Origin of the sequence: Dyadobacter subterraneus (assembly GCF_015221875.1) — a bacterium.
Lineage (GTDB): Bacteria > Bacteroidota > Bacteroidia > Cytophagales > Spirosomataceae > Dyadobacter > Dyadobacter subterraneus.
In genome coordinates this window covers 608,512-629,524 of record NZ_JACYGY010000002.1, presented here as the reverse complement: position 1 = coordinate 629,524, position 21,013 = coordinate 608,512, and the positions used below count along the sequence as shown (strand labels likewise).

Sequence of the window (21,013 nt, the reverse complement as noted above, 5' to 3'; positions counted from 1 at the left end):
TGTAAATCAGTTTAATTTATTTCTAAGCCGAGAAAATATTCTGTTACTATTTTTCATAAAATACTTCTCCTACACGTTCAATATGCTCAATCAAGTCAGAATTGCTGATTTGCCGCTTTAAAGAGAGATCAATTTTGTAAGGAAGAAGTAAATCATCCAGCTTATTTTCTATCTGAAGAAGTTCAGAAAATGAAAGGCCCTGATCAATGATCGTTAAATCAATATCAGAACCATTTTTATAATTTCCTTTTGCTCGTGAACCATATACAACAACCTTTAATACAGATGAATACTGGGCGAAACATTGATTAATCATATCAATATGTTCTTGTTTCAAGCCAAATTTTTTCATCGGATAATCGGATAAGAGGTTCCATTTTAATATAAAGATCTGAAAACAGGTCATTATATTGATGAATTATTTTGTCTATTATTTCCTCTGCAACTTCTTCGTTGTATGTGTGCGAAGACTGAATACGACTTTTAATCATTTCCATCCAACCTTCTCCATCTTCAATAAGTGATTTATTAAAGGCTTCCCGCGTAACATCCCGCGATCCTGTGATAATGTGTTTCCCTGATCTTCAAAATAATCTTTTAGTACGTTCCAGGCTAACTCGTGTGTAAATTCAAAACGTTGAATAAGGCCTTGCTCCTCCAATTCGGTCAGTGAGCGTTCTTTGGTTAAGTTTACAGCTTCCTGTAATAAAGCAATTGCTTTTCCAAAGTTCTTAAAACGCTGTTGCCATCTTATATCGTCCTTACCCATATTATTCTAATCGTTGAAACAAATGCAATTTGCAACAGTTCTTTCGAAAAATAAACGAATGAAAAAGGGGTAAGCAAGAATATCCTTGTGCTCACCCCTTTTTACCATAGTTTCAAACAAAAATACGCTATCATTTACAATTTGGCATTGAGTTCTTCGAGATGATTGTTTTTGTAAAGTAAAATTCCAATCCTGTCAATGTGTTCGGACAATTCCTTATTATTAATAGAATGATAGTCCAGAACATCAAAACGATAAGGCATCAAGGTCTCTTCATTAAGATAAGTTGCGATATCTAAAACCAGATCATAAGAGATACCATTTCCCTTGATCGCGATATCAACATCACTGCCATTTTTAAAATTTCCTTTTGCACGGCTTCCAAAAATGTACGCCTCCATCACACTTGTATAAGAAGCCAGAACTTGATGCAAAGTCGAAATATCTGATTCTTTTAAGCCAAACATAGTTACAATGGATTTATAATAGGAGTAACAATTGCAATTTGCCTTACCTACACCGTAAAATAAGAAAATGAAAAAGGGTAAACAAAGAATATCTCTATGCTTAACCCTATTTCTATAAATTCAAGCTAAAATTCCTATTTACTATTCAAAATAACCGCAGCCTCCTTAGCAAAATAAGTCAGGATACACTTCGCACCAGCACGACGGATACTCATTAAAACTTCCATCATCGCACGATCACCATCCAGCCAGCCGTTTTGAGCAGCTGCTTTCAACATCGCATATTCTCCGGAAACATTATAAGCGGCGATTGGAATATCAAAATTGTCGTTTAGTTTGCTGATCACATCAAGGTAAGATAAAGCTGGTTTAACCATAAGCATATCAGCGCCTTCTGCAAAATCCAGCTGCGCTTCCAGTAATGCTTCACGCGTGTTGGCCGGATTCATTTGATATGTTTTTTTATCACCAAATTTCGGTGCAGATTCGAGAGCATCGCGGAACGGACCGTAAAATGCGCTTGCATATTTCGCCGAGTATGACATAATGCTCACATTCGTAAAACCTTCGCGGTCGATCGTGTCACGTAAATATCCGATCCGGCCATCCATCATGTCGCTCGGACCTAAAATATCGGCGCCGGCTTTTGCTTGTGCTATGCCCATTTTGGCCAAAATTTCAACGGTAGCGTCATTAACAATTTCGCCGTTTTCAACCAATCCATCATGTCCGTCAGAACTGTAAGGATCCATGGCGATGTCGGTCATGATTACAAGATCAGGGAATTTTTCCTTGATCGCTGTGATTGCTTTCAGGTAAAAAGTATCCTCGTTATAACCTTCCGATGCGTATTTGTCTTTTTTAGTTTCGTGATAATTTGGGAAAAGGTCAATTGCACGAATTCCCAGATCAGTCACCTCTTTCAATTCTTCAAGAAGCGTATCCAAAGAAAAACGAAAAATTCCAGGCATTGATTTGATCTCAACTTTCTGGTTTGTGCCTTCCTGGATGAACATTGGAAATATAAAATCGGAGACCGAAAGTGTGGTTTCCTGTACCAAATCCCGTATTGCTGAGGATTTTCGGTTGCGTCTTGGGCGACGGTTTAAATAGATCATTTTATTATGGCGATCAGCTATCGGCTGTCGGCTGTCAGCTTAATGAATGAATAAACTTATTACACAGAGAACCACAGAGAAATAAATTGAGTTTCACGGAGATAAATTTTGTGATTATTACGTCTTTTATCCAACCATCAATTTAAAACCTTCGCCATGTAAATTCATAATCTGGATAGAGGCGTCTTCTTTAAAATGTTTACGCAGTTTGGTGATATAAACATCCATACTTCGTGCATTGAAATAGGAATCATCACCCCAAATGGTTTTCAAAGCAAAACTGCGGCTGATAGGCTGGTTGATATTCTGGCAAAAAAGTTTTAGCAGCTCCGACTCTTTGCTGGTTAGCCGTGTGCCTTTTTCATCAAGCACTAACTGGTGGTGATTGTAATCAAACGTATAATTTCCAATTTGAAATACAGTGCTTTTTTCTTCTTCCGGCAAATCGGATTGTTTTCTATATCGCCTTAAAATGGCTTCGATTCTTAATATAAGTTCCTCTCTGTCAAACGGTTTGGTGACATAATCATCCGCGCCTGAGCGAAATCCCTGCATCGTATCTTCCTTCATGGATTTGGCCGTCAGGAAAATAATGGGCACATCACGGCCCGTCATTCTTACTTCTTTCGCCAAAGAAAAACCATCTTTCTTCGGCATCATGACGTCAAAAATGCAAAGGTCATATTGATTATCCACAAAACATTGCCAGCCTTTCTGTCCGTCTGTGGCAAGATCGGTCCGATATCCCTTGTCAATAAGATATTCCTGGAGCAATTCTCCTAAATTGGTGTCGTCTTCAACGAGTAAGAGGTTGGGCATTTTTCGTGGCTATATGATTAGAAATTAGTCTTCTTCCGCTTGCTAATCAAATACTGCATAATTTGCCAAAATGTGGCAGTAATGTTACAATTGGAATGCAGCATAAAACTAACGAACTTTCGGAGCAAAGAAACCTTCAAAAATCATAATATATGTTAAAAATTATTGTGTGGATCGTCGCCGTGCTTGCGGTACTAGTCGTTGTATATTTGGCCGGACCAAAAGTAACGCCCACAATACCAGATCCTAAGCTTCCAATTGTAACACAGAATCTGACAGAACTCGAAGCGGAAATCAATCGTTCGGAAGCGGCTGTGAAGGATATGAAAAGAGACAACCAGGCTCGTATTGTCTGGGCAGACAGCTCGAAAAAGGAAAAGACTCCATATAGCATCGTTTACATTCACGGCTTCGGAGCCAGCTGGGCAGAAGGAGAACCAATTCATAGAAATCTGGCAAAAAGATATGGTGCCAACTTATATCTTTCCCGGATGCACGATGCAGGTATCAGCGATTCAAATGCTTTTGATGACCTAACGCCTGATAATTTTATTGCTGGTGCAAAACGTGCACTTGCGATTGGAAAAGCCTTGGGAGACAGCGTTATTATTGTCGGAACTTCTGCCGGAGGTTTGTTGACCGTATATCTGGCTTCCACAAATCCGGATCTGAAAGGGATTGTACTTTATTCTCCGTGCATGGCTGTTGCTTCTCCGGCTTTGAAACTTATTACCGGACCCTGGGGGAAACAAATTCTGCACGGTATCATGGGCGACCGCCGAAAATCAGCTGACACAATTCCTGAACGCGCGAATTTCTGGCTGCAAAGTTATCATACCAATGGACTTTTAGCTTTACAGGAAACCATTGATGCAGTTGCCAAGCCGGAAGTATATGAAAAGGTAAAAGTGCCGGTTTTTTTGGCTTACTATTATAAAAATGAAGAAGAGCAGGATAAAGTTGTTTCGGTGAAAGCGATGCTGGATATGTTTCCCAAATTAGGAACACCTGCCAATTTGAAAGTAGAAAAGGCATTTCCAAACAGTGGAGATCACGTGATCGGATCTTATCTGCGCTCCAAAGATGTCGAGGGAGTTTATAAAGCCACGGAACAGTTTCTGGAAGAAAAGCTGGGACTGAAACCAGTAGAAACCGCTCAGAAATAACCTTGTCATCAAATAACCAGATGTTTGGGAATATAAAAGAATGTGGTTTAAGCGATCAAAATTTTGTTACTTTGTCGGCCAAAAAGGGCGTTAACTCGTAATTAACAATAAAGGAAATCATGGCATACGGTTTATTAAAAGGAAAAAGAGGGATAATATCCGGCGCGTTGGATGAAAATTCAATTGCCTGGAAAGTTGCGCTGAAAGCAAAGGAAGAAGGAGCTACATTCACGTTGACAAACGCACCAATCGCTATGCGTATGGGCGCTATCAACGAATTGGCCAAAGTTTGTGATGCGCAAATTATTCCTGCGGATGCCACTTCAGTTGAAGATATTGAAAAACTATATACCCAGTCGATGGACGTATTGGGCGGAAAAGTGGATTTTGTTTTGCACTCGATCGGTATGAGCGCAAACATCCGTAAAGGAAAAGAATACGGCGACTTGAACTACGACTGGTACTTGAAGAGTCTTGATGTTTCGTCACTTTCTCTTCACAAATTTTTGCAGGTTGCAGAAAAACTGGACGCGATTAACGAATGGGGTTCTGTTGTTGCTTTGTCATACATTGCTGCACAACGTACTTATCCGTTCTACACGGATATGGCGGAAGCAAAAGCAATGTTGGAAAGTATTGCGCGCAGTTTCGGATACCGTTATGGAAAAGCGAAAAATGTTCGTGTAAATACAATTTCTCAATCGCCAACTAAAACTACGGCAGGTTCAGGAATCGGTGGATTTGATGCATTTTATGAATTTGCAGACAAAATGAGTCCGCTGGGAAATGCGACGGCTGATGATTGTGCAAACTATACAATCTCTCTTTTCTCTGACTTGACACGTATGGTTACGATGCAAAATCTTTTCCATGATGGCGGTTATTCTTCAACTGGAATCTCGGAAGAATTGGTTCAAATGATTCAGAATCAAAACAAAGCTGACTAGATTTCAGGTTTGTTTTTTAATAAAAATTGAAAAAATCCCTCCAAAACTATTCGTTCTGGAGGGATTTTTGTGTGTTAATAAAATAATTAAACCGTCCATCCCGTTTGGCGTTGTATGGTTATGACGATCTGAGTAGTTTCGTTACGTAAATCCAGAGCTATGAATTTTCTTAAAAATCCCCCGATTCTCATGCATTCTCCGTCAAAAATCAAATATGCTGTTCTTTCAGGGCTTGTTTTTCTGATTGCTGCCTGTGGCGGTGAAAAGGAAAAAGCAGCAGCCATTCCGGATGCGCCGACATATACCCTGATCTTTTTGGATAAAACACAAAGTGTCAATGTCAACAAGGCGTATGTGAATGAAAAATACCGCCAGACGCTGACTAATGTCATGGAAACCAACATGAAGAATAAGGGCGATAAGCTGGAAGTTTATTTTATTCATGAAAATACATCTCAGGCACGTGCCTTATCACTGACAATCCGAAGCGAAAAGGAAGTGAACGAAAGCGCGAATGCGACCGACCGAGAGGCCATTGAAACCGCTTTTCAACTTTCTTTACAAAGAGAAAAAAGCATTTTCCTGAGACAATTACTATTGAAACTGAATCAGCAAAATACTGGCTCATCAAATCAATCAACAGATATTTGGGCAAGTTTGCCGGTTATTGCCAAAGCTGGTGAAAGTGGAGCGCAGGTTAGTGTTTACTATTTCAGTGATATGATTGAAAGCGTAAAAGGTGCCGACCGCCGTGATTTTCATAAACAACCACCGGTATCCGATGCGCAGGCGGAAGACGAGGCAAAATCTGACGTTAAAAAACTGGAACAATATGCGATTGGTTCTCCACAGGTTACAATCGTGTCTCCTTTTGAAGCCACAGCTTCATCCAAAGAAAATAATCCGCATGTAACGCATTACTGGCAAACACTTTTCCAGGAGTTGGGTGGAGTTAGTGTGGAAGAATTATAGTAATTCCTATTTCATGGAAATATTTTGGAATAACCGAAGATTTATTTTGGTTATTCCAAAAAGTACGTATATTTAAGAAACTTATATAACACTTAATTGTGTATCTTAAATTACTTATTAGCCATGAAAATTTTACCCACTCTTTTGCCCTTTTTTTTCCTTATTTCCTGCGTAGCAAAAAAAGACCAGTACCAGGAAAGTCTTGCTATGAATGTCGATCTTACGGCGCTTCCTTCACCTCAGCCTTCGCAAAAAGCTTCTCCAAATGAGGATGTCAATGTTACTAAGGATGTTGATTTCATTAAAAATGCTCCGGCTAAGAAACTTATTAAAGATGGATTTGTAGAATTTGAAACCTCGGATATTGAAAAAGCCAGGGCGCAGATCATGAATGCCTCTGCTGCAAATGGTGCTTATATTGCATCTGACAAGCAGAATAGTTCGGAAGATAAAATTAGTTATACCTTAATAGTAAGGATTCCAGCGTCTAAATTCGACTCATTTTTGAATTCTGCAACCAAAGACGTTCGCTATTTTAATCATAAACAAATCGATGTAAAAGATGTAACAGCCGAATATTTTGATGTTGAAACCAGGCTTAAAACCAAAAAGGAAATAGAATTACGCTATCGGGAATTGCTCAAAAAGGCATCTACAATAAAAGATATTTTAAGTATTGAAACAGAACTTGGTACCATCCGTACAGAAATAGAATCTGCCGAAGGACAGTTAAAACTTCAGGCCGATCAGGTTCAATATTCCACACTTCGGATCGAATTTTACAAAATCACCTCCACTCCTGCCGTATTTACGTATCAGCTTAGTTCTGCTTTTTCAAAGGGCTGGGAAAATCTGCTTACGATAGTGATCCTTGCAGTTGATGTCTGGCCGTTTATTTTTCTTGGGGTTGGGTTGTGGTTTGGGTTTAGGAAAGTTGTAAAGAGGGAATCAGTGAAGGAGGAAACTGATGTGACGATATGATGAAACTGGCAAATACAGAGGTGGACAACTTTCTGATGATATCAAGAGACAACAGATATTTTTCCCTCAAAAACCAACAATCGTCCTCAAATTCTCTGCCTCATCGAAAATTGCTAAAACCGGAATTTGAAAGCCTTCAACAACAAAGCTTGTTACAAGGCCCTGAGAAGATTTAAAAATAAGATCATAAACACCGCCTTTAAGATGGTATTGTTCCAATGTCTGATTTTCAGGATCAATAATCCAGTATTCTTCTATTTTGTGGGATTGATAGTCTTTAAATTTTACGCCTCGGTCTCGTACTTCCGTTGAGTCTGACAGGATTTCTATGACAAGATCAGGAGCTGGAAAAAGTGTTTGGTTTTCAGTAAAACCTGAAGACTTTTCTTTTTTGAAAAAACAGATATCCGGTTCGTAATCATTTCTGGTGAGTGTTATCATTATTTTTTCAATACCGACAAAACCTAAGTTATGCTTAACCGAATAAATATTGAGCAGTTGTGCTAGAAGCAGTGACGCCTGATTATGTTTTTTCTTAACCGGAGAATGAATAATAATTTCTCCATTGATAAACTCAACTTTTTCCTGTTCAGTAATATCATTGTAAAATTGTACTCTTTTTTCTCTCTCTCTGTTTAATATAGATTGAGCTTCTTGAAGCAGGAAGTATGCATCAGGTTCATTTAATATCTCAGAAAGGATGCGATTGCTCATAATAATCAAATGTCTTCTATTCAAAAATAATAAAAAATTACCAGTTTCCAGGAAATGAGTTAACTTATTATCACCCAGCCCAATTCTCCCGATCCAGACTCCGATACTGAATTGCCTCAGCCAAATGTTCAACTCTTATATCATCACTCCCAGCCAAATCGGCGATGGTGCGGGAAACTTTCAGGATTCTGTCATAAGCACGAGCGGATAATCCAAGTCTGTCCATAGCCGTGCGTAAAAGTGCTGTTCCGGCTGTTTCAATCGTACAGATTTTCTTTACCATTTCCGGTGGCATCATCGCATTGGAATAAATCTCTTTGTTGTCTTTAAACCGTTCCGTTTGTCTTTCCCGTGCCTTAATTACCCGTTCCCGAATTTGTGCACTACTTTCTGATTTTCGGGTTGATGCGATTTGGTCAAAGGTAACAGGTGTAACTTCTACGTGAAGATCAATCCGGTCCAGAAGCGGTCCGCTGATCTTGTTTAAGTATTTTTGAACAACGCCGGGCCCGCAAACACATTCTTTATCCGGATGATTGTAATAACCACACGGACACGGATTCATGCTGGCAATCAGCATAAAATTTGCCGGAAATTCTACCGTCATTTTCGCTCTTGAAATACTAACTTTTCTTTCCTCAAGGGGTTGTCGCATCACTTCTAAAACCGTCCTTTTAAACTCAGGAAGTTCGTCCAGAAAAAGTATTCCGTTATGCGCCAATGAGATTTCTCCCGGTTGAGGAAAACCACCTCCGCCAACCAAAGCTGCATCGCTGATACTATGATGCGGCGCACGATATGGTCGTCTGGAAACCAGCGCGGCGTTAGTACCTAATTTGCCGGCAACCGAATGGATTTTAGTCGTTTCCAAAGCTTCGGGCAAACTTAGCGGTGGAAGAATACTTGGAATCCGTTTCGCCAGCATGGTTTTCCCTGCACCCGGAGGTCCGATCATAATGGCATTATGTCCGCCGGCTGCGGCTATTTCCAAAGCCCGTTTTATATTTTCCTGTCCCTGAACATGTTCAAAGTCAGCGTCATATTCATTTTGTGTGGTAAAGAATAAATCCCTGGTATCTACAAAAAGCGGCTCAATCGCGCTTTTTCCTTCAAAAAAAGCAATGGCTTCTTCTAACGTTTCGACAGGAATTACATCAATATTATTAACAATGGCTGCTTCCCGTGCATTTTCAGCGGGTAAAACAAAACCTTTAAAACCTTGTTTTCTGACTTCAATCGCTATGGGTAAAACACCTTTTATAGGCCGGAGTTTTCCATCGAGCGATAACTCTCCCATAATCACATAATCTTTCAGATTGTGAACAGTAGAAATTTGTTCGGAAGATTCCAGGATACAAAGTGCTATCGGAAGGTCATAAGCAGATCCCTCTTTTCGAATGTCGGCGGGTGCCATATTCACAACCACTTTTTGCCTCGGCATTTTGTAATTGAAGTATTTTAGAGAAGCCTCAACGCGATGTTCACTTTCTTTTACTGCACTATCAGCAAGTCCGACAATGTGAAAATGCATGCCTTGCCCCACCTGAACTTCAATCGTTATCATTTTGGCATTCACGCCGTAAACCGCACTTCCGAAAGTTTTTGCAAGCATAATACTGGTTTTAATTTTAATAGTGTGTGGAAGTCAGCAGACAAACCTTTCCAAAATTAACAGGTTTTTACATAACCTGATACATCATTATCAAGATAAGCGGAGTTGAAAATCTTGTTATTCCTAATTTGATTAAAATCGGATAAAAAGATAATGGAAAACGTCATTGTGGTTGAATAAACATTAAATTTAGCATTGAAACACCGTCCTTAGCCAGGATTTTTTTAATTTATTCATACTCCTATTCCCATGACAAAGTATTTATTCGCAGCATTTATTTTTCTCTTTTCAAGGGAAAATGTCTTTTCACAAAAAAAATCAAGTGTACTTTCCGGTAAAATAATTTGTGTCGATGCAGGTCATGGAGGTACTGCGCTAACGGATAGTTATCGGGTCGGTCCGGGCGGAGAACGTGAAGAATGGATCAATTTACGCGTTGCCAAACTTTTGCAAAAAATGCTGGAGGAAAAAGGAGCAAAGGTTTTTATGACCAGAACCACGGATGATACCATTGCATTATGGCGACGGGCAAAAGTTGCAATGGATAACAAAGCGGATCTTTTTGTTTCAATTCATCACAATGCCACCGCTGATCCAAAAGTTGATTTCCCGATTATTTATTTTCATGGAAATTCAAGTGAAAATTTGGCGGGCGTTGCGTTGGGAAAAGAATTGGCTACTACAATTACAAAAAGTTTATTCAAAGGAAATAGTCCGGTTTCCGTAGCTTCTGATTTCAGTATTTTTCCAAAAGCCGGAGCGCAGGTTTTAAGAGGAACCTATGGAATTCCAGCGGTATTGGCCGAAGCGGCATTTTTCTCAAATCCGGAGGAAGAGCAAAAATTGAAACAGGAAGATTATAACAGAAAAGAAGCAGCAGCATACACCGAAGCACTGGAAGCATTTTTCAGTAAACCAATTCCAAAAATAATTCCGAAAAATTCATTGGTTACGGTTCCTACGTTTCTGGTTTTTGAAGAAGCTGCGCGTATGAATGAAATCGCCCGTCGCTGGCATCAGGATTTTCTGGATGGACAGGCTTTAATGAAAAATACGGATACAACTTCGCTGCGTCAGGCTTACGATTTATTTACGCGTTCCGCACGCTCATTTCCGGATTCCTACATTGCCGCAGATTGTCACGCCAACAGAGCTCTTTTGTTAAGATTGATGGGTAAAAAGGAAGAAGCCAGAGAGGAAGAAAAAAGGGTTCGCGAATTTTATGTCAGATTTGCGGTCAAAAAGTAGAATTTATTTAACGTGAATTTCCATAATGCCTTTGAAGGATAACCTTTATCGGCATAAATTTTGAAAAAAGGTGCTCCGTAAGTTTTTTATATGCCTGGGTTCACGACAATAACGACTTTGTACCACGACAAACGATTGTAAGACAAGCTTTTAGGAAATAAATCTGACCAGTGATCTTCTATTTGTTGGTAGTAATGCTTAATCGTTTCGTGTGATCCTAAGTGAAAACAGATTAAAATAGTTATTATTTCTGAGTCAGTCATGGATAAAGCCCTATTTCTATATCGCTTTTTCTCCGTTCACCTAAATATGCTTTGATTCTTTGATTCGTAACTCAAATTCTTTGCAAAAATCGTTTAGGGCACAAAGTACCTCAGCAACTTTATCTTTTGAAAACATGGATAAATATTGGTTAAATATTTGAATTTCAAATATTTAAATAGCCAAATTTCGCCATGTTTTATAACATACAAGTCAAATTTTTATCCTGAATTTAGGTTATTTTAACTTGTCTTCAGCTAGTTTGCCTAAATAGTAGCCAAAATTCAGCTCAAGGTCACCCGGCTGCTGGAAACCCATTTCTCCCAGCTTACTCCATAGGATTTGAACATTAGGATTTTGAGATAATTCAGTATAGTGGGATAGTGATTCATCGATCTCGTGTGGATTAGGGCCACCGCCTGAACGTCTATTGACAATGGCTTTCGTTGTTGCTATAGCACCTGCCTCATAGCTGGCAATTCTTATAGCCAAGCCGTTTACAAAATCATCCAACTGATCGTCCGGTAAAGCGCGGTTGATCCAGCCGTATAAAGCCGCAGTATCTGCATCGAAATCATCGCCTCCTATCACGATTTCCAGCGCTCTCGAGCGACCTACCAGTGAGGGAAGGTATTCAAGTGCACCTCCGCCGGCAATCACGCCGCAGCCAACTTCTATCTGGCCGAAAAAAGCTTTTTCCTTACTTGCAAACCGCATATCGCAGGCCAACAGGAATTCAGAACCATTGCCGCGGGCACGGCCACGTACTGACGCAATACTGACCACAGGTGAATTGTGAAGTCGGTTGGAAATGTCAGTCCACTGATTCACGCCGTATTTACCACTCACCTTAGGGACTTCCGAACCCCTCATCACATCATAGTGGGCGATAAAATAATTTTTGTCTGAGCTGTCAAACACGATGACCTTAACTTCCTTATCGGCGTCCAGCTCATCCATTAAGCGCGACATACCGTCGATCATTTCAGGGTCCAGTAGGTTCAGTGGGGGGTTGTCCAGAGTGATCCTCCAGAATGCCGGTGTATGTTTTGTAATGATGATGGGCGCATTTTCCATCCTTACTATGGATAACGGTGTAGGTAACTGTTTCATTTGTCCTTTTTTTATTTAATTATGTAATGAATATAAAATAAGTTTTGTCTACCTACATGAAGGTAGACAAAATTGACAAAATTTTTTAAATTATACTATTTCTCAGGTGATCCAAAGTCTCCTCGAAATGAACTGCACCACGCAGTCTGCCCATCTGCAAAGATCCTGCTAAGGTGCTCAGCCAGGCCGACGCCATTGCCTCGGGAGTTCCCTTGAATCTGAATTCGCCTGACGCTAAACCATCTTTAAAGGTTTCAGACAGCCATTGGGCAATTTTTTCAATGTAAACATTGACTGCAGTCTGCAGCTTTTCCGGGATATCTTCATAAGAAGAACCAAAGGTTCCAATGATGCACAGTTTCATGCCGTCGTTGAAATACTGCTGGTACAGATCCAGGATGTAATCTGTTCTTTTAAGCGGAGACTCTAAATTCCAGTTTTTGATCTTATCATTAAAATCGGAACTATCACTTTCTATTACAGCAACACCAAGATCTTCTTTGGCAGGAAAGTAGTGATGAATCGAACTGTTTTTAATGCCGATGAGGACGGCAATCTGTTTGTAATTAAAGGAATGATAGCCGATATGCTGAATAATATCACGGCTCAATTCAATGATTTTATCCCTGTTGCTTTCTGTTGCCATCTGTTACGTAATTCTACGCAAATATAACTACATTCATGTAGATAGAGTGTTATCTTTCTGTAATATCTGACAAGAATAATAAAAGAGATTTTAAAACCATTTTGTAAAATTGGATCCATAATTATACAAAGGAGCTGTCGTGGTAACCCAAACCTCCCCAAACTTCAGGTGCTATGAATCTATTCATCGTCTAAGAATTTTTTTGTGGTAAAATTGTGATCCGTAATTTCTACCGATATCTATAGCCTGACCTAATCGATTACATACATTTTTAAGATAGTATAGTGTACGTTTTGACAAAAAGACGACACCGTTTTACATATGGTTCTTTAATATGTTTAGATAACGCGGCCCTTCGAAATGATTATTATGGCATTAGTGTCCATCATAAAGGCCGTAATGAAATAACTTTTCCGCAGTTTCTAAATCGGAGAGTGAGGCCTTGCTATCTTAGGCGGTTCAGTATAACGAATTATATCCTCTTCCTAATCAAATACAAGATTTTGAAAAATTGAAATATCAGGTTAGCGCGGCAACTTGTCAATTCCAGTTCCAATTCTGGCATAATATCAAACTGGACGTCATATTTTTAAAGCAAAAGACTTGCACAAAACCGGACACAGGAAATGTTTAGAGAAAAACTCTTTTCTAAACTTGTCTCAATTTGGGGCAGTCTGTACATCCCTAAATTTAATATTAAAAAAGTCTTTTAAATCTTTCACTCAACCACCGCCGAAACACAAATATAAGTCGGGATAATTCCTGTGCTTCTGATGCGAACTTCTGCATCAATGGCCTGCGTATTGCCGGTGAGTACCAACGCAGTATCCAATCCGAATTTATTACCACCCAAAATATCCGTATGCAGCGTATCACCTACCATCAGAATATCTCTTTTGCTCACGTTTGGGTAATTTTTGATATGCTGATAGGCGAAAATAAACATTTGCGGGTCTGGTTTTCCAAAGCGGATAAATTGTCTGCCAATGGTATCTTCAATCATTTTTGCCAAAGCGCCTACTGCAATTGAAAGTCGTGTTTTTGACGCCGGATACGTTTTATCTGTATTGGCTACAATTACCGGAATGTTACGTTTCCGCAATAAATTCAACGTTTTTGTCAAATCAGTATTCCAGTCAAAACCTTCGTCGTCTAGAAAAACAAGTGCGTTAACATCTTCAACATTGCTCAAATCAAGCTCGCGGATAGACAGTGTTTTTATCTGATCTGTGCCAATATAATGGGCAGAGTTTTCTGTCCCAAGATAGGCAACAACACCGTTTCTAACTTTTAAATCGAGGTATTCACGTGCTAACATTCCGGATGAAATGATACGGTCGGGTGTGACATCATCGATTCCCAGTTTTACATAAGACTGCGCCAATTGTTCAGGACTTCTGGAAGCGTCGTTTGTAACAACGTAAAAATCTTTTCCCGTTTCTTTCAGATAAGCGAATGTGTTTTCAATTCCGGGGATTAAGCCGTTATAAGTTTTTAGTACGCCAAATGCATCAAAAAATATAACTTCGTACTTGGATAGTACGGATTTGAAGTTGTCTAGAATCATGAATTTGGTGTCTTGGTTTTTCTCTATTTATCTACGACCGCTTTTTTCTTTTCAATTTTTGGTTCTGATTTAATACCCAGATGATTTAGGATTTTTTCAGGATCAAAAGTATCAATTGAAGGAAAATAAAGCTCGTAAGCTTCCCTCTGCAATTTGGTGGAGTAAGTTCTATGAAAAAAGTATTTTCCGTATTTTATTACATAATTAAGAATAAAAAAACGATAGGCTTCCTTCATAAACCGCACTTCATTTTCCGAAAGCGGATATACTTTGTGGTATTCTTCCAGGAAAATCATAAACCGGTCTTCCATCAGCGGCGTGATGAGATAACTGAAAACCGTACGGTCGCCAACATTAGAAACAACCCTGCTGAAAAAGTAAAAATCCAGAATCCGGGAAGACACCCGGAACCAGTCATAATCCCAGCGGGAAAATAAATGCTGATCTTCGGTAACTGAGAAATTTCCTATATTCCAGTCTACAAAAACCGGCATCATATCAAAATTGATGACACCTAGTTTATTGATATTCTTCAAAAATGTTTCGCACTGGTCTTTAAGAAAATCCACGTGCATCCGATGCTCGTATTGTCCCGCTTCAGTGTCCAGAATATCCTGCAAATGATAAATATCGGTTCTTAATTTTTTCGAAGATTTTGGAAGCGATTTCCCCACACGGAAGCAGGCAAGATGGAATTTTGCCATTTCCCGACCAAGTTTCCGGATATGTTCCTCATCCAGTCTTTTTGGCATCCGGTGCATCGCACGGATCGGATTATAAAATACAACCCAGGTATCGAGAAAATCTTCCTGATAACGATAGGTATAAACCTGGTTATTTTTCAGCAGCGATTTTGCCAGAACATTCTCAAAAGGGTAAAGTAAATTGTTGGAAGCGGCCTGAATGATCCGGTGGTCTTCCTTGAAATGTTCATATTTCCCAAAATAGGAAAGCTTGGCAATAACAATATCATCGTTGTCCAGCGTAACCCGGAAAACGTGATTGGTAGAAACTTTGGCACTTATATCTTCAACCAATTTAATGGAAATAGAATCATCAAATCCCGCCCACGCTTTTTCTATGATGGCCGGATAGTCTTTTATACGCATGAAATTACTTAATTTTTTAGTTAGATTGTTGATAGAATCGGGTACTTTTTAGTGATAAAGTGTTACAAAGTTAACAACTTCGACGATACAATTTACGTCAGGCGCTTTTACTGGCGGTACTTAGAAATGTTAAAATATTGAGTTTCAGCAGAAAAAGGAATTGAAATTCTGCGTTACTTCTTTAACATAGAATTTAACATTATTTTTGTGTCGAAACTTACCATTTAATATTTTGTATTTTTTCTACTTTTCCCGCTTTTTGATCCGTCTGGCGCTGCCAATTTTCCTTCGCCGGATCTTTGTTGTTAATTTCGATCAAGTACCAAACAGTGGTCCGTTGCTATTGGCATCCAATCATCCTGATTCATTTTTTGATGCATTAGTGATCGGTGCAACGCTGCGTCAACCGATTTTTACGCTTGCCCGTGGTGATGCTTTTAAAAAACCTGCGGTGGCATTCTGGTTAAGACAAATCAATCTGATTCCGGTTTTTCGGGGTTCGGAAGGTCGACAAGCCGTTTTGAGTCTGGATGTTACGACGAAGGAAAGTCTGGATGCCATGAAAAACGGCAATACTGTAATTATCTTTTCAGAAGGCGTTTGTGTGAATGAGTGGAAACTTCGTCCGCTTGGAAAAGGTACTGCGAGAATGGCGCATCAGGCCTGGTTTGGCGAAAGTAATCTGAAAGAAATGCAGGTAATTCCAATCGGGATGAATTATGAACATTACCGGGGAACCGGAAAACGTATGGCGATTCGCTTCGGTGATGCGATTCATCATACTGATATCAAGACTAATCCGGAAGATTATGAAAAGTGGCTTCGGGAATTTAATGAGATTCTTCAATTTAAAATGAATCAGGAAATTTTGACCATTCCTGAAACGGCAACAAAAGAAGAACGGAAATCAGCGTTCAACAATTTCTTCGGACCGAATTCGATTCCATCAAAAGGCAACTTTTTGTTACAGGGATTAGGCTGGTTTGGCCGACTTATTCACCGTCCGATTTATCATGCTTTTGACAAAAAAGTATCTAAAATTACAGCGAGATCTGTTTTTTATGATTCAGCTTTGTTTGGATTGCTGTTATATATTTATCCGTTAATTGTTCTTTTAATAGCAGCTATTGTTGGGATTTTTGCTGGATTTAAAGTGGCGCTTGGGGTATTTGCTGCTTTGCCGATTTTAGCCTGGCTTGGAAATCGTTATCGGTAATATTCCAATATTTTGGTAAGATAAAATGCTCTGATAATTTCTATAATTGAAACATCAGAGCATTTTTATTTTATTATAAAACGATATTGTCTGCTAGTTTTTCACACGATTCAATCCCATCATTTTCAACATCCAATCCGGCAATGGTTTTTGATGTTTTCTCTTTTGAATATCAAGGAACCAGCCAATTTTTTTCAGGATCGGAAGTTTATGTGTTTCAACCATTTCGATTAAAGTCCCGTCCGGATCTTCCACATAAGCAAAACGTCCGGCCGCCGATTCCATACCAAATGACGATTCGCTATCCACGGTAAATGGATAACCCTGCGCCTGAACTTTTGTTTTCAAAGTTGCAAGATCCAGCGCATCGAAGCACAAGTGAATATAACCGCAATCGCCCCAGTAACGGTTTTCGAAAAGTTTTTTAGGCTCACGATCAAGCGCCTGCAATAATTCGATCTGGATATTTCCTAAAAGTCGGCTGAAAGCGCCTTCCGGCGTAAAGTTTTTACGAAGCAAAACACGACGGAAACGTTGTCCCGGAATAGAAGTTGGCAAGTCATCAAAAACACCGGTTTTATCATAAACCACTTCCAGATTTTGAATCAGTGTCTGATAGAATAAAATCGATTTATGTATATCAGAAACACCAACTACAACACCTGCAACACCACCAACCGGTTTTCCGGTATTTTGAAACCAGGAAGTATCACTAGTAATCTGAAAAATATTTCCGTAAGGATCATTTCCCCAGAAACCCTCTCCTTCCGGCAGCGAAACCAATGGCCCAACGGTCTCTTTTGACTGCGCTTTTACCCAATCATGCGCTTTTTTTACATCCTGTGCTTTAAAGCGGATCGCATTAATTCCCAAATCTCCCAGTTCCGGTTTAAAACCCGAAGGCTGAGAAACACGGCTTGTAAATGACCAAATTTCCAATCCGCCGCCACCGGCCAGGTTTAGTGCCAATGCTGCATGTCGCTGATGTACAGTACCTCCGGTATAAGGAATCATCAATGGAGCTTCCGCTTTGTCGTCAAAAACCGGAACATCAAAACCCAGAATGCGGCGATACCATTGCCACGCTTCGGGTACATTTTGAACACCAAGACCAACTTGCTGAATTCCGGAAATAAGTGCAGCACTCATGAAAGGGAATATTTTTTAAAATTATGATAGAATAGATTCGAGCCTGAAACCTTTTTAAGATGGTCAAAGGAACCGCAATTTTACAAAATAAACAGGAAGTAAATGGCCAAATAGAAATAATTGATTGGAAGGAAGCAACTCTTCATAGAATTTTTTCCGTAGAGAATGTTTTGAGTACGATCTTTTTACAAAAAATTCATATACGTTGATTTTGGAAAATGACGTTCAGATAATGGGAACTTACACGCCCGTTCGCTGTTTGAAAAGTATGACCTTAACTCCTGACAATTATGATTTCACTGGTCTTGGTTTTTTTGACAAATATATGGACTCCGTTTTCTACGGAATTAGCAGCTCAACCGGTCCCGGTTACAACAAAAAATATAACTGCTGAGAAAACGAAATTCATTGTTTTTTCCGGCTCCGACTGGTGCAAAGGCTGTATCCAGTTCAGAAAAAAAGTTTTGAGCGATCCTGCTTTTGAAAAATTTGCCAATGAAAATCTTGACATTGTGGTCGCAGATTTTCCGCAAAGAACAAAACTTCCCAAAGACGTTATCGAGCAAAATGAAGCTTTGGCAGAAAAATATAATCCAAAAGGTGTTTTCCCTAATCTGGTCCTGATTTCTCCTGATGGGTCACATTCGGACATTATCCAATACTCGAACCAGACGCCGGAGGAATTTGTAAACGAATTGAAAAATCATTTGCAACGTTTAAATGAATGAGTTTCGGCTGGTTGAAAGGTTAATGGGTTCAGCTTTTGAACTGATTATTGTTGGTGATGACAAGTCAAGAGCGGAAAATCTTTTGCGGGAAGGAAGAGATGAAATAAAACGTTTGGAAAGATTACTTACCGAATTTGACGAATCGTCTTTTACTTCTCAGCTCAATTTAAATGCAGGAATAAAACCGGTGCGGGTTGACGCGGAAGTTTATGAACTGATCAAACGATGTGTCAACATTTCAAACCTAACCCAAGGTAGTTTTGATATTACGGTCGGGCCATTAAAAAAGTTATACAATTTTAAGAATGAGCAATTTGTTTATCCTGAAAAACATGCGGTAAAAAAGACGATTTCTTTAATTGGCTCGCAGCATATTTCTTTTCTGAGCGACAACTTTATTTTTCTTAAAAAGAAAGGAATGCATATAAGTTTTGCCGCGGTTGGAAAAGGTTACGCGGCAGATAAGGTAAAGCAGTTGTGGCTCTCGAAAGGCGTAAAAAACGCTGTAATCAATGCCAGCGGAGATTTAACCGTAATTGGAAAAAAATCGGAAGAAAAACCCTGGCAAATTGGTATTGCAAATCCGGACGCAGCGAGTGAAGTTTTGTGTTATTTGCCGATTGAAAATGCTTCGATCGCCACTTCCGGAGATTATGAGCAGTTTTTCATGCACAACGGAAAACGATATTCACATAATATTGATCCGATAACGGGGAAACCAGTGAGTGGTATAAAAAGCGTAACGGTCATCAGTCCGGGTGCTGAGTTGTGTGATGCGCTGGCAACGGCTGTTTATGTAATGGGCGTAGAAGTCGGTCTGCATTTTATAAACCAGCTTCCGCAAACGCATTGTTTAATAATTAATGACAAAAATAAAGTGTTTCCCTCACGAAACCTTAACTTTAAATATGCGGAAGAATAAACTATATATTTTGATTTTAGGCATCATGCTAATGCTTGGCGGATTCAGCTGCAAAGCTGTGAAACCCTATCAGCGCGTGTACCTCAATGATCCGGAAATGCAGATGGGAAGTAATTCAGGGAAGAAATTTGAGGAATACGTGGAAAGTATCCGTGAAGGTGATACGCCGGCTGCGGGTACAAAATCGAGTGGCGGCTGCGGATGTAATTAGCATATTATGAAAAGAAAATTTTTACTGGCAGGATTACTAAGTGTATTTTTATTAAAAGTAAGAGCTCAGTCTTCGGATAGTACCTATCAAAAAAATACTATTTCAAAAACGGATATTGAAGTCGTTTATTCGCATTATATTCAGAATGGACATAACTCTGCTGTTACCGGAGGAATTGGTACTGAAAAAATGACGGTTTATTCTCCATCTGTGCGGATTGCTCATACTTTTAAGGAATTCAATACAATACGTTTTGTAGGTGGTGCAGATGTAATCAGTTCTGCGTCAGTAGATAATATTGATTTTGTGATGTCATCTGCTTCCAGAAGGGATACTCGGTCTTATGGGACATTGAATTATCAGCGCCAATTAAAAAAGAAAGATATCAGGCTCGGGATCGGCTCCGGTTTTTCTATCGAATCTGACTATATGTCAATTCCGGTTTTCCTTTCTGCCGACTATGTTAATCCTTCAAAAACCAGAACTTTTTCTATTGATTTACAAGCCTATTTTGATGATTTAAGATGGGGAAGACTGGATCCGGATTATTACCATGCGGTGAAATTGATATATCCTGTTGAGCTTCGGTATAAAAAGTGGTTCGATAATTATCGGCGGGATTCTTATAACGTAAAGCTCGGTTTTACTCAGTCCATAAATCCACGACTTGTACTCGGCATTTTTCCTGAATTCGCTTACCAAAAAGGATTATTATCAACTTCTTTCCATCGGGTTTATTTTAACAATGATTCGTTGAAAGTTGAAAACCTGCCGGGTGATCGTTTTAAATTTCCTGCCAGCGTAAGATTAAATTATTTTATGGGAAGCCGGACAATCCTGAAATTGAATTATGGTTTCTATTGGGATAGTTTTGATATTCTGGGCAATAGTATTGAATTGGAAGCGGCGGTTAAACTTTCACCGCAATGGACAATCGCTCCGTTTTTCAGGTATTACAAACAGTCTGGTTCTGAATATTTTAAGCCTTACAAACAACATGATATTTCTGAAAAATATTATACGTCTGATTACGACTTGTCTTCTTTTCAAACTTATAAGCCGGGAATTAATTTGAGATTTTTACCTTCTCAATATTTAACAAAGAGAATTTCCTTCGATGAGTTAAATTTGCGCTATACATATTTCCACAGATCGAACGGCCTGAATGCGCACATTATTACTTTGGCCCTTAAATTTGGCAGAGAAAAAAGGTCATTCCGGGATATGGAGTAACTTTTGTTTAATCGATGGATATACAAATCATCATTTTTTTGACAT

General features: G+C 39.3%; 23 protein-coding genes and 1 pseudogene. 10 read left to right on the top strand and 14 right to left on the bottom strand.

Annotation, left to right across the window (positions count from 1 at the left end; all coding sequences use genetic code 11):
* Positions 1-46 precede the first annotated feature (46 nt).
* The 6 genes from IEE83_RS28020 to IEE83_RS28000 form a co-directional block, all read right to left on the bottom strand.
* Positions 47-352, bottom strand: coding sequence for a nucleotidyltransferase domain-containing protein (locus tag IEE83_RS28020; protein ID WP_194124060.1), 306 nt, complete (start codon positions 350-352; stop codon positions 47-49).
* Positions 318-518, bottom strand: coding sequence for a nucleotidyltransferase substrate binding protein (locus IEE83_RS33350; RefSeq protein WP_310588634.1), 201 nt, complete (start codon positions 516-518; stop codon positions 318-320). The genes IEE83_RS28020 and IEE83_RS33350 overlap by 35 nt, the downstream gene beginning before the upstream one ends.
* Positions 488-769 carry a nucleotidyltransferase substrate binding protein gene (locus IEE83_RS33345; protein ID WP_262893265.1) on the bottom strand — a complete coding sequence of 94 codons (282 nt, stop codon included), beginning with the start codon at positions 767-769 and terminating at the stop codon, positions 488-490. Before IEE83_RS33345 ends, IEE83_RS33350 begins: the two co-directional genes overlap by 31 nt.
* A 134-nt stretch (positions 770-903) precedes the next feature.
* The gene (locus IEE83_RS28010) at positions 904-1,236 is read right to left on the bottom strand and encodes a nucleotidyltransferase domain-containing protein (protein ID WP_194124059.1); all 333 of its coding nucleotides are present in this window, start codon (positions 1,234-1,236) and stop codon (positions 904-906) included.
* 134 nt (positions 1,237-1,370) lie between these two features.
* Positions 1,371-2,354 (bottom strand): porphobilinogen synthase, encoded by a 984-nt coding sequence (gene hemB / locus IEE83_RS28005; RefSeq protein ID WP_194124058.1) that lies wholly within the window; start codon positions 2,352-2,354, stop codon positions 1,371-1,373.
* Between the two features lie 126 nt (positions 2,355-2,480).
* Positions 2,481-3,173: a response regulator transcription factor gene (locus tag IEE83_RS28000; protein ID WP_194124057.1), complete on the bottom strand. Its 693-nt coding sequence runs from the start codon at positions 3,171-3,173 to the stop codon at positions 2,481-2,483.
* A 152-nt stretch (positions 3,174-3,325) separates the two neighbouring features.
* Here IEE83_RS28000 and IEE83_RS27995 point away from each other — a divergent pair, with 152 nt between their 5' ends.
* The 4 genes from IEE83_RS27995 to IEE83_RS27980 all read left to right on the top strand — a co-directional run bounded on the left by IEE83_RS27995 (position 3,326) and on the right by IEE83_RS27980 (position 7,239).
* Positions 3,326-4,339 carry an alpha/beta hydrolase gene (locus tag IEE83_RS27995; protein WP_194124056.1) on the top strand — a complete coding sequence of 338 codons (1,014 nt, stop codon included), beginning with the start codon at positions 3,326-3,328 and terminating at the stop codon, positions 4,337-4,339.
* Between the two features lie 119 nt (positions 4,340-4,458).
* On the top strand, positions 4,459-5,286 hold the full coding sequence (locus IEE83_RS27990; RefSeq protein WP_194124055.1) for an enoyl-ACP reductase FabI: 828 nt from the start codon (positions 4,459-4,461) through the stop codon (positions 5,284-5,286).
* A 189-nt stretch (positions 5,287-5,475) separates the two neighbouring features.
* Positions 5,476-6,258, top strand: a complete 783-nt coding sequence (locus IEE83_RS27985) for a hypothetical protein (protein ID WP_194124835.1) — start codon at positions 5,476-5,478, stop codon at positions 6,256-6,258.
* Positions 6,259-6,381: 123 nt separating this feature from the next.
* On the top strand, positions 6,382-7,239 hold the full coding sequence (locus tag IEE83_RS27980; protein ID WP_194124054.1) for a DUF4349 domain-containing protein: 858 nt from the start codon (positions 6,382-6,384) through the stop codon (positions 7,237-7,239).
* 66 nt (positions 7,240-7,305) lie between these two features.
* Here the strand turns inward: IEE83_RS27980 and IEE83_RS27975 are convergent, their stop codons facing one another.
* Positions 7,306-7,977, bottom strand: a complete 672-nt coding sequence (locus tag IEE83_RS27975; RefSeq protein WP_228102105.1) for a Uma2 family endonuclease — start codon at positions 7,975-7,977, stop codon at positions 7,306-7,308.
* 46 nt (positions 7,978-8,023) lie between these two features.
* Positions 8,024-9,565: a YifB family Mg chelatase-like AAA ATPase gene (locus tag IEE83_RS27970; RefSeq protein ID WP_194124053.1), complete on the bottom strand. Its 1,542-nt coding sequence runs from the start codon at positions 9,563-9,565 to the stop codon at positions 8,024-8,026.
* Between the two features lie 249 nt (positions 9,566-9,814).
* On the opposite strand from IEE83_RS27970, the gene IEE83_RS27965 reads away from it, so the two are divergent.
* Entirely contained in the window at positions 9,815-10,813 is a 999-nt protein-coding gene (locus IEE83_RS27965) for an N-acetylmuramoyl-L-alanine amidase family protein (protein ID WP_194124052.1), read from the top strand.
* A 108-nt stretch (positions 10,814-10,921) separates the two neighbouring features.
* Here IEE83_RS27965 and IEE83_RS33765 read toward each other — a convergent pair.
* The 5 genes and pseudogenes from IEE83_RS33765 to IEE83_RS27945 form a co-directional block, all read right to left on the bottom strand.
* Positions 10,922-11,212: pseudogene (locus IEE83_RS33765) on the bottom strand (IS982 family transposase); the annotation flags it as partial.
* A 99-nt stretch (positions 11,213-11,311) separates the two neighbouring features.
* The gene (locus IEE83_RS27960; RefSeq protein WP_228102104.1) at positions 11,312-12,187 is read right to left on the bottom strand and encodes an enoyl-CoA hydratase/isomerase family protein; all 876 of its coding nucleotides are present in this window, start codon (positions 12,185-12,187) and stop codon (positions 11,312-11,314) included.
* Positions 12,188-12,272: 85 nt separating this feature from the next.
* On the bottom strand, positions 12,273-12,833 hold the full coding sequence (locus IEE83_RS27955) for a TetR/AcrR family transcriptional regulator (RefSeq protein WP_194124051.1): 561 nt from the start codon (positions 12,831-12,833) through the stop codon (positions 12,273-12,275).
* A gap of 718 nt (positions 12,834-13,551) precedes the next feature.
* Complete coding sequence (locus IEE83_RS27950; RefSeq protein WP_194124050.1) at positions 13,552-14,400, bottom strand: TIGR01459 family HAD-type hydrolase; 849 nt, start codon at positions 14,398-14,400, stop codon at positions 13,552-13,554.
* Positions 14,401-14,423: 23 nt separating this feature from the next.
* Complete coding sequence (locus IEE83_RS27945) at positions 14,424-15,509, bottom strand: hypothetical protein (protein WP_194124049.1); 1,086 nt, start codon at positions 15,507-15,509, stop codon at positions 14,424-14,426.
* Positions 15,510-15,741: 232 nt separating this feature from the next.
* Between IEE83_RS27945 and IEE83_RS27940 the strand changes: the two genes are divergently transcribed.
* Positions 15,742-16,725: a 1-acyl-sn-glycerol-3-phosphate acyltransferase gene (locus IEE83_RS27940; protein WP_194124048.1), complete on the top strand. Its 984-nt coding sequence runs from the start codon at positions 15,742-15,744 to the stop codon at positions 16,723-16,725.
* 93 nt (positions 16,726-16,818) lie between these two features.
* Here IEE83_RS27940 and IEE83_RS27935 read toward each other — a convergent pair whose 3' ends face one another.
* Complete coding sequence (locus IEE83_RS27935; RefSeq protein WP_194124047.1) at positions 16,819-17,874, bottom strand: VOC family protein; 1,056 nt, start codon at positions 17,872-17,874, stop codon at positions 16,819-16,821.
* Positions 17,875-18,164: 290 nt separating this feature from the next.
* Between IEE83_RS27935 and IEE83_RS27930 the strand changes: the two genes are divergently transcribed.
* The 4 genes from IEE83_RS27930 to IEE83_RS27915 are packed head-to-tail and all read left to right on the top strand — an operon-like array spanning position 18,165 to position 20,968.
* A complete protein-coding gene (locus tag IEE83_RS27930) occupies positions 18,165-18,602 on the top strand; it encodes a thioredoxin family protein (RefSeq protein ID WP_194124046.1) in 438 nt (145 codons plus the stop codon).
* Positions 18,595-19,524 carry an FAD:protein FMN transferase gene (locus tag IEE83_RS27925; RefSeq protein WP_194124045.1) on the top strand — a complete coding sequence of 310 codons (930 nt, stop codon included), beginning with the start codon at positions 18,595-18,597 and terminating at the stop codon, positions 19,522-19,524. Before IEE83_RS27930 ends, IEE83_RS27925 begins: the two co-directional genes overlap by 8 nt.
* On the top strand, positions 19,511-19,735 hold the full coding sequence (locus IEE83_RS27920) for a DUF4266 domain-containing protein (protein WP_194124044.1): 225 nt from the start codon (positions 19,511-19,513) through the stop codon (positions 19,733-19,735). Before IEE83_RS27925 ends, IEE83_RS27920 begins: the two co-directional genes overlap by 14 nt.
* Positions 19,736-19,741: 6 nt before the next feature.
* A complete protein-coding gene (locus IEE83_RS27915; RefSeq protein ID WP_194124043.1) occupies positions 19,742-20,968 on the top strand; it encodes a DUF3570 domain-containing protein in 1,227 nt (408 codons plus the stop codon).
* Positions 20,969-21,013: the final 45 nt, after the last annotated feature.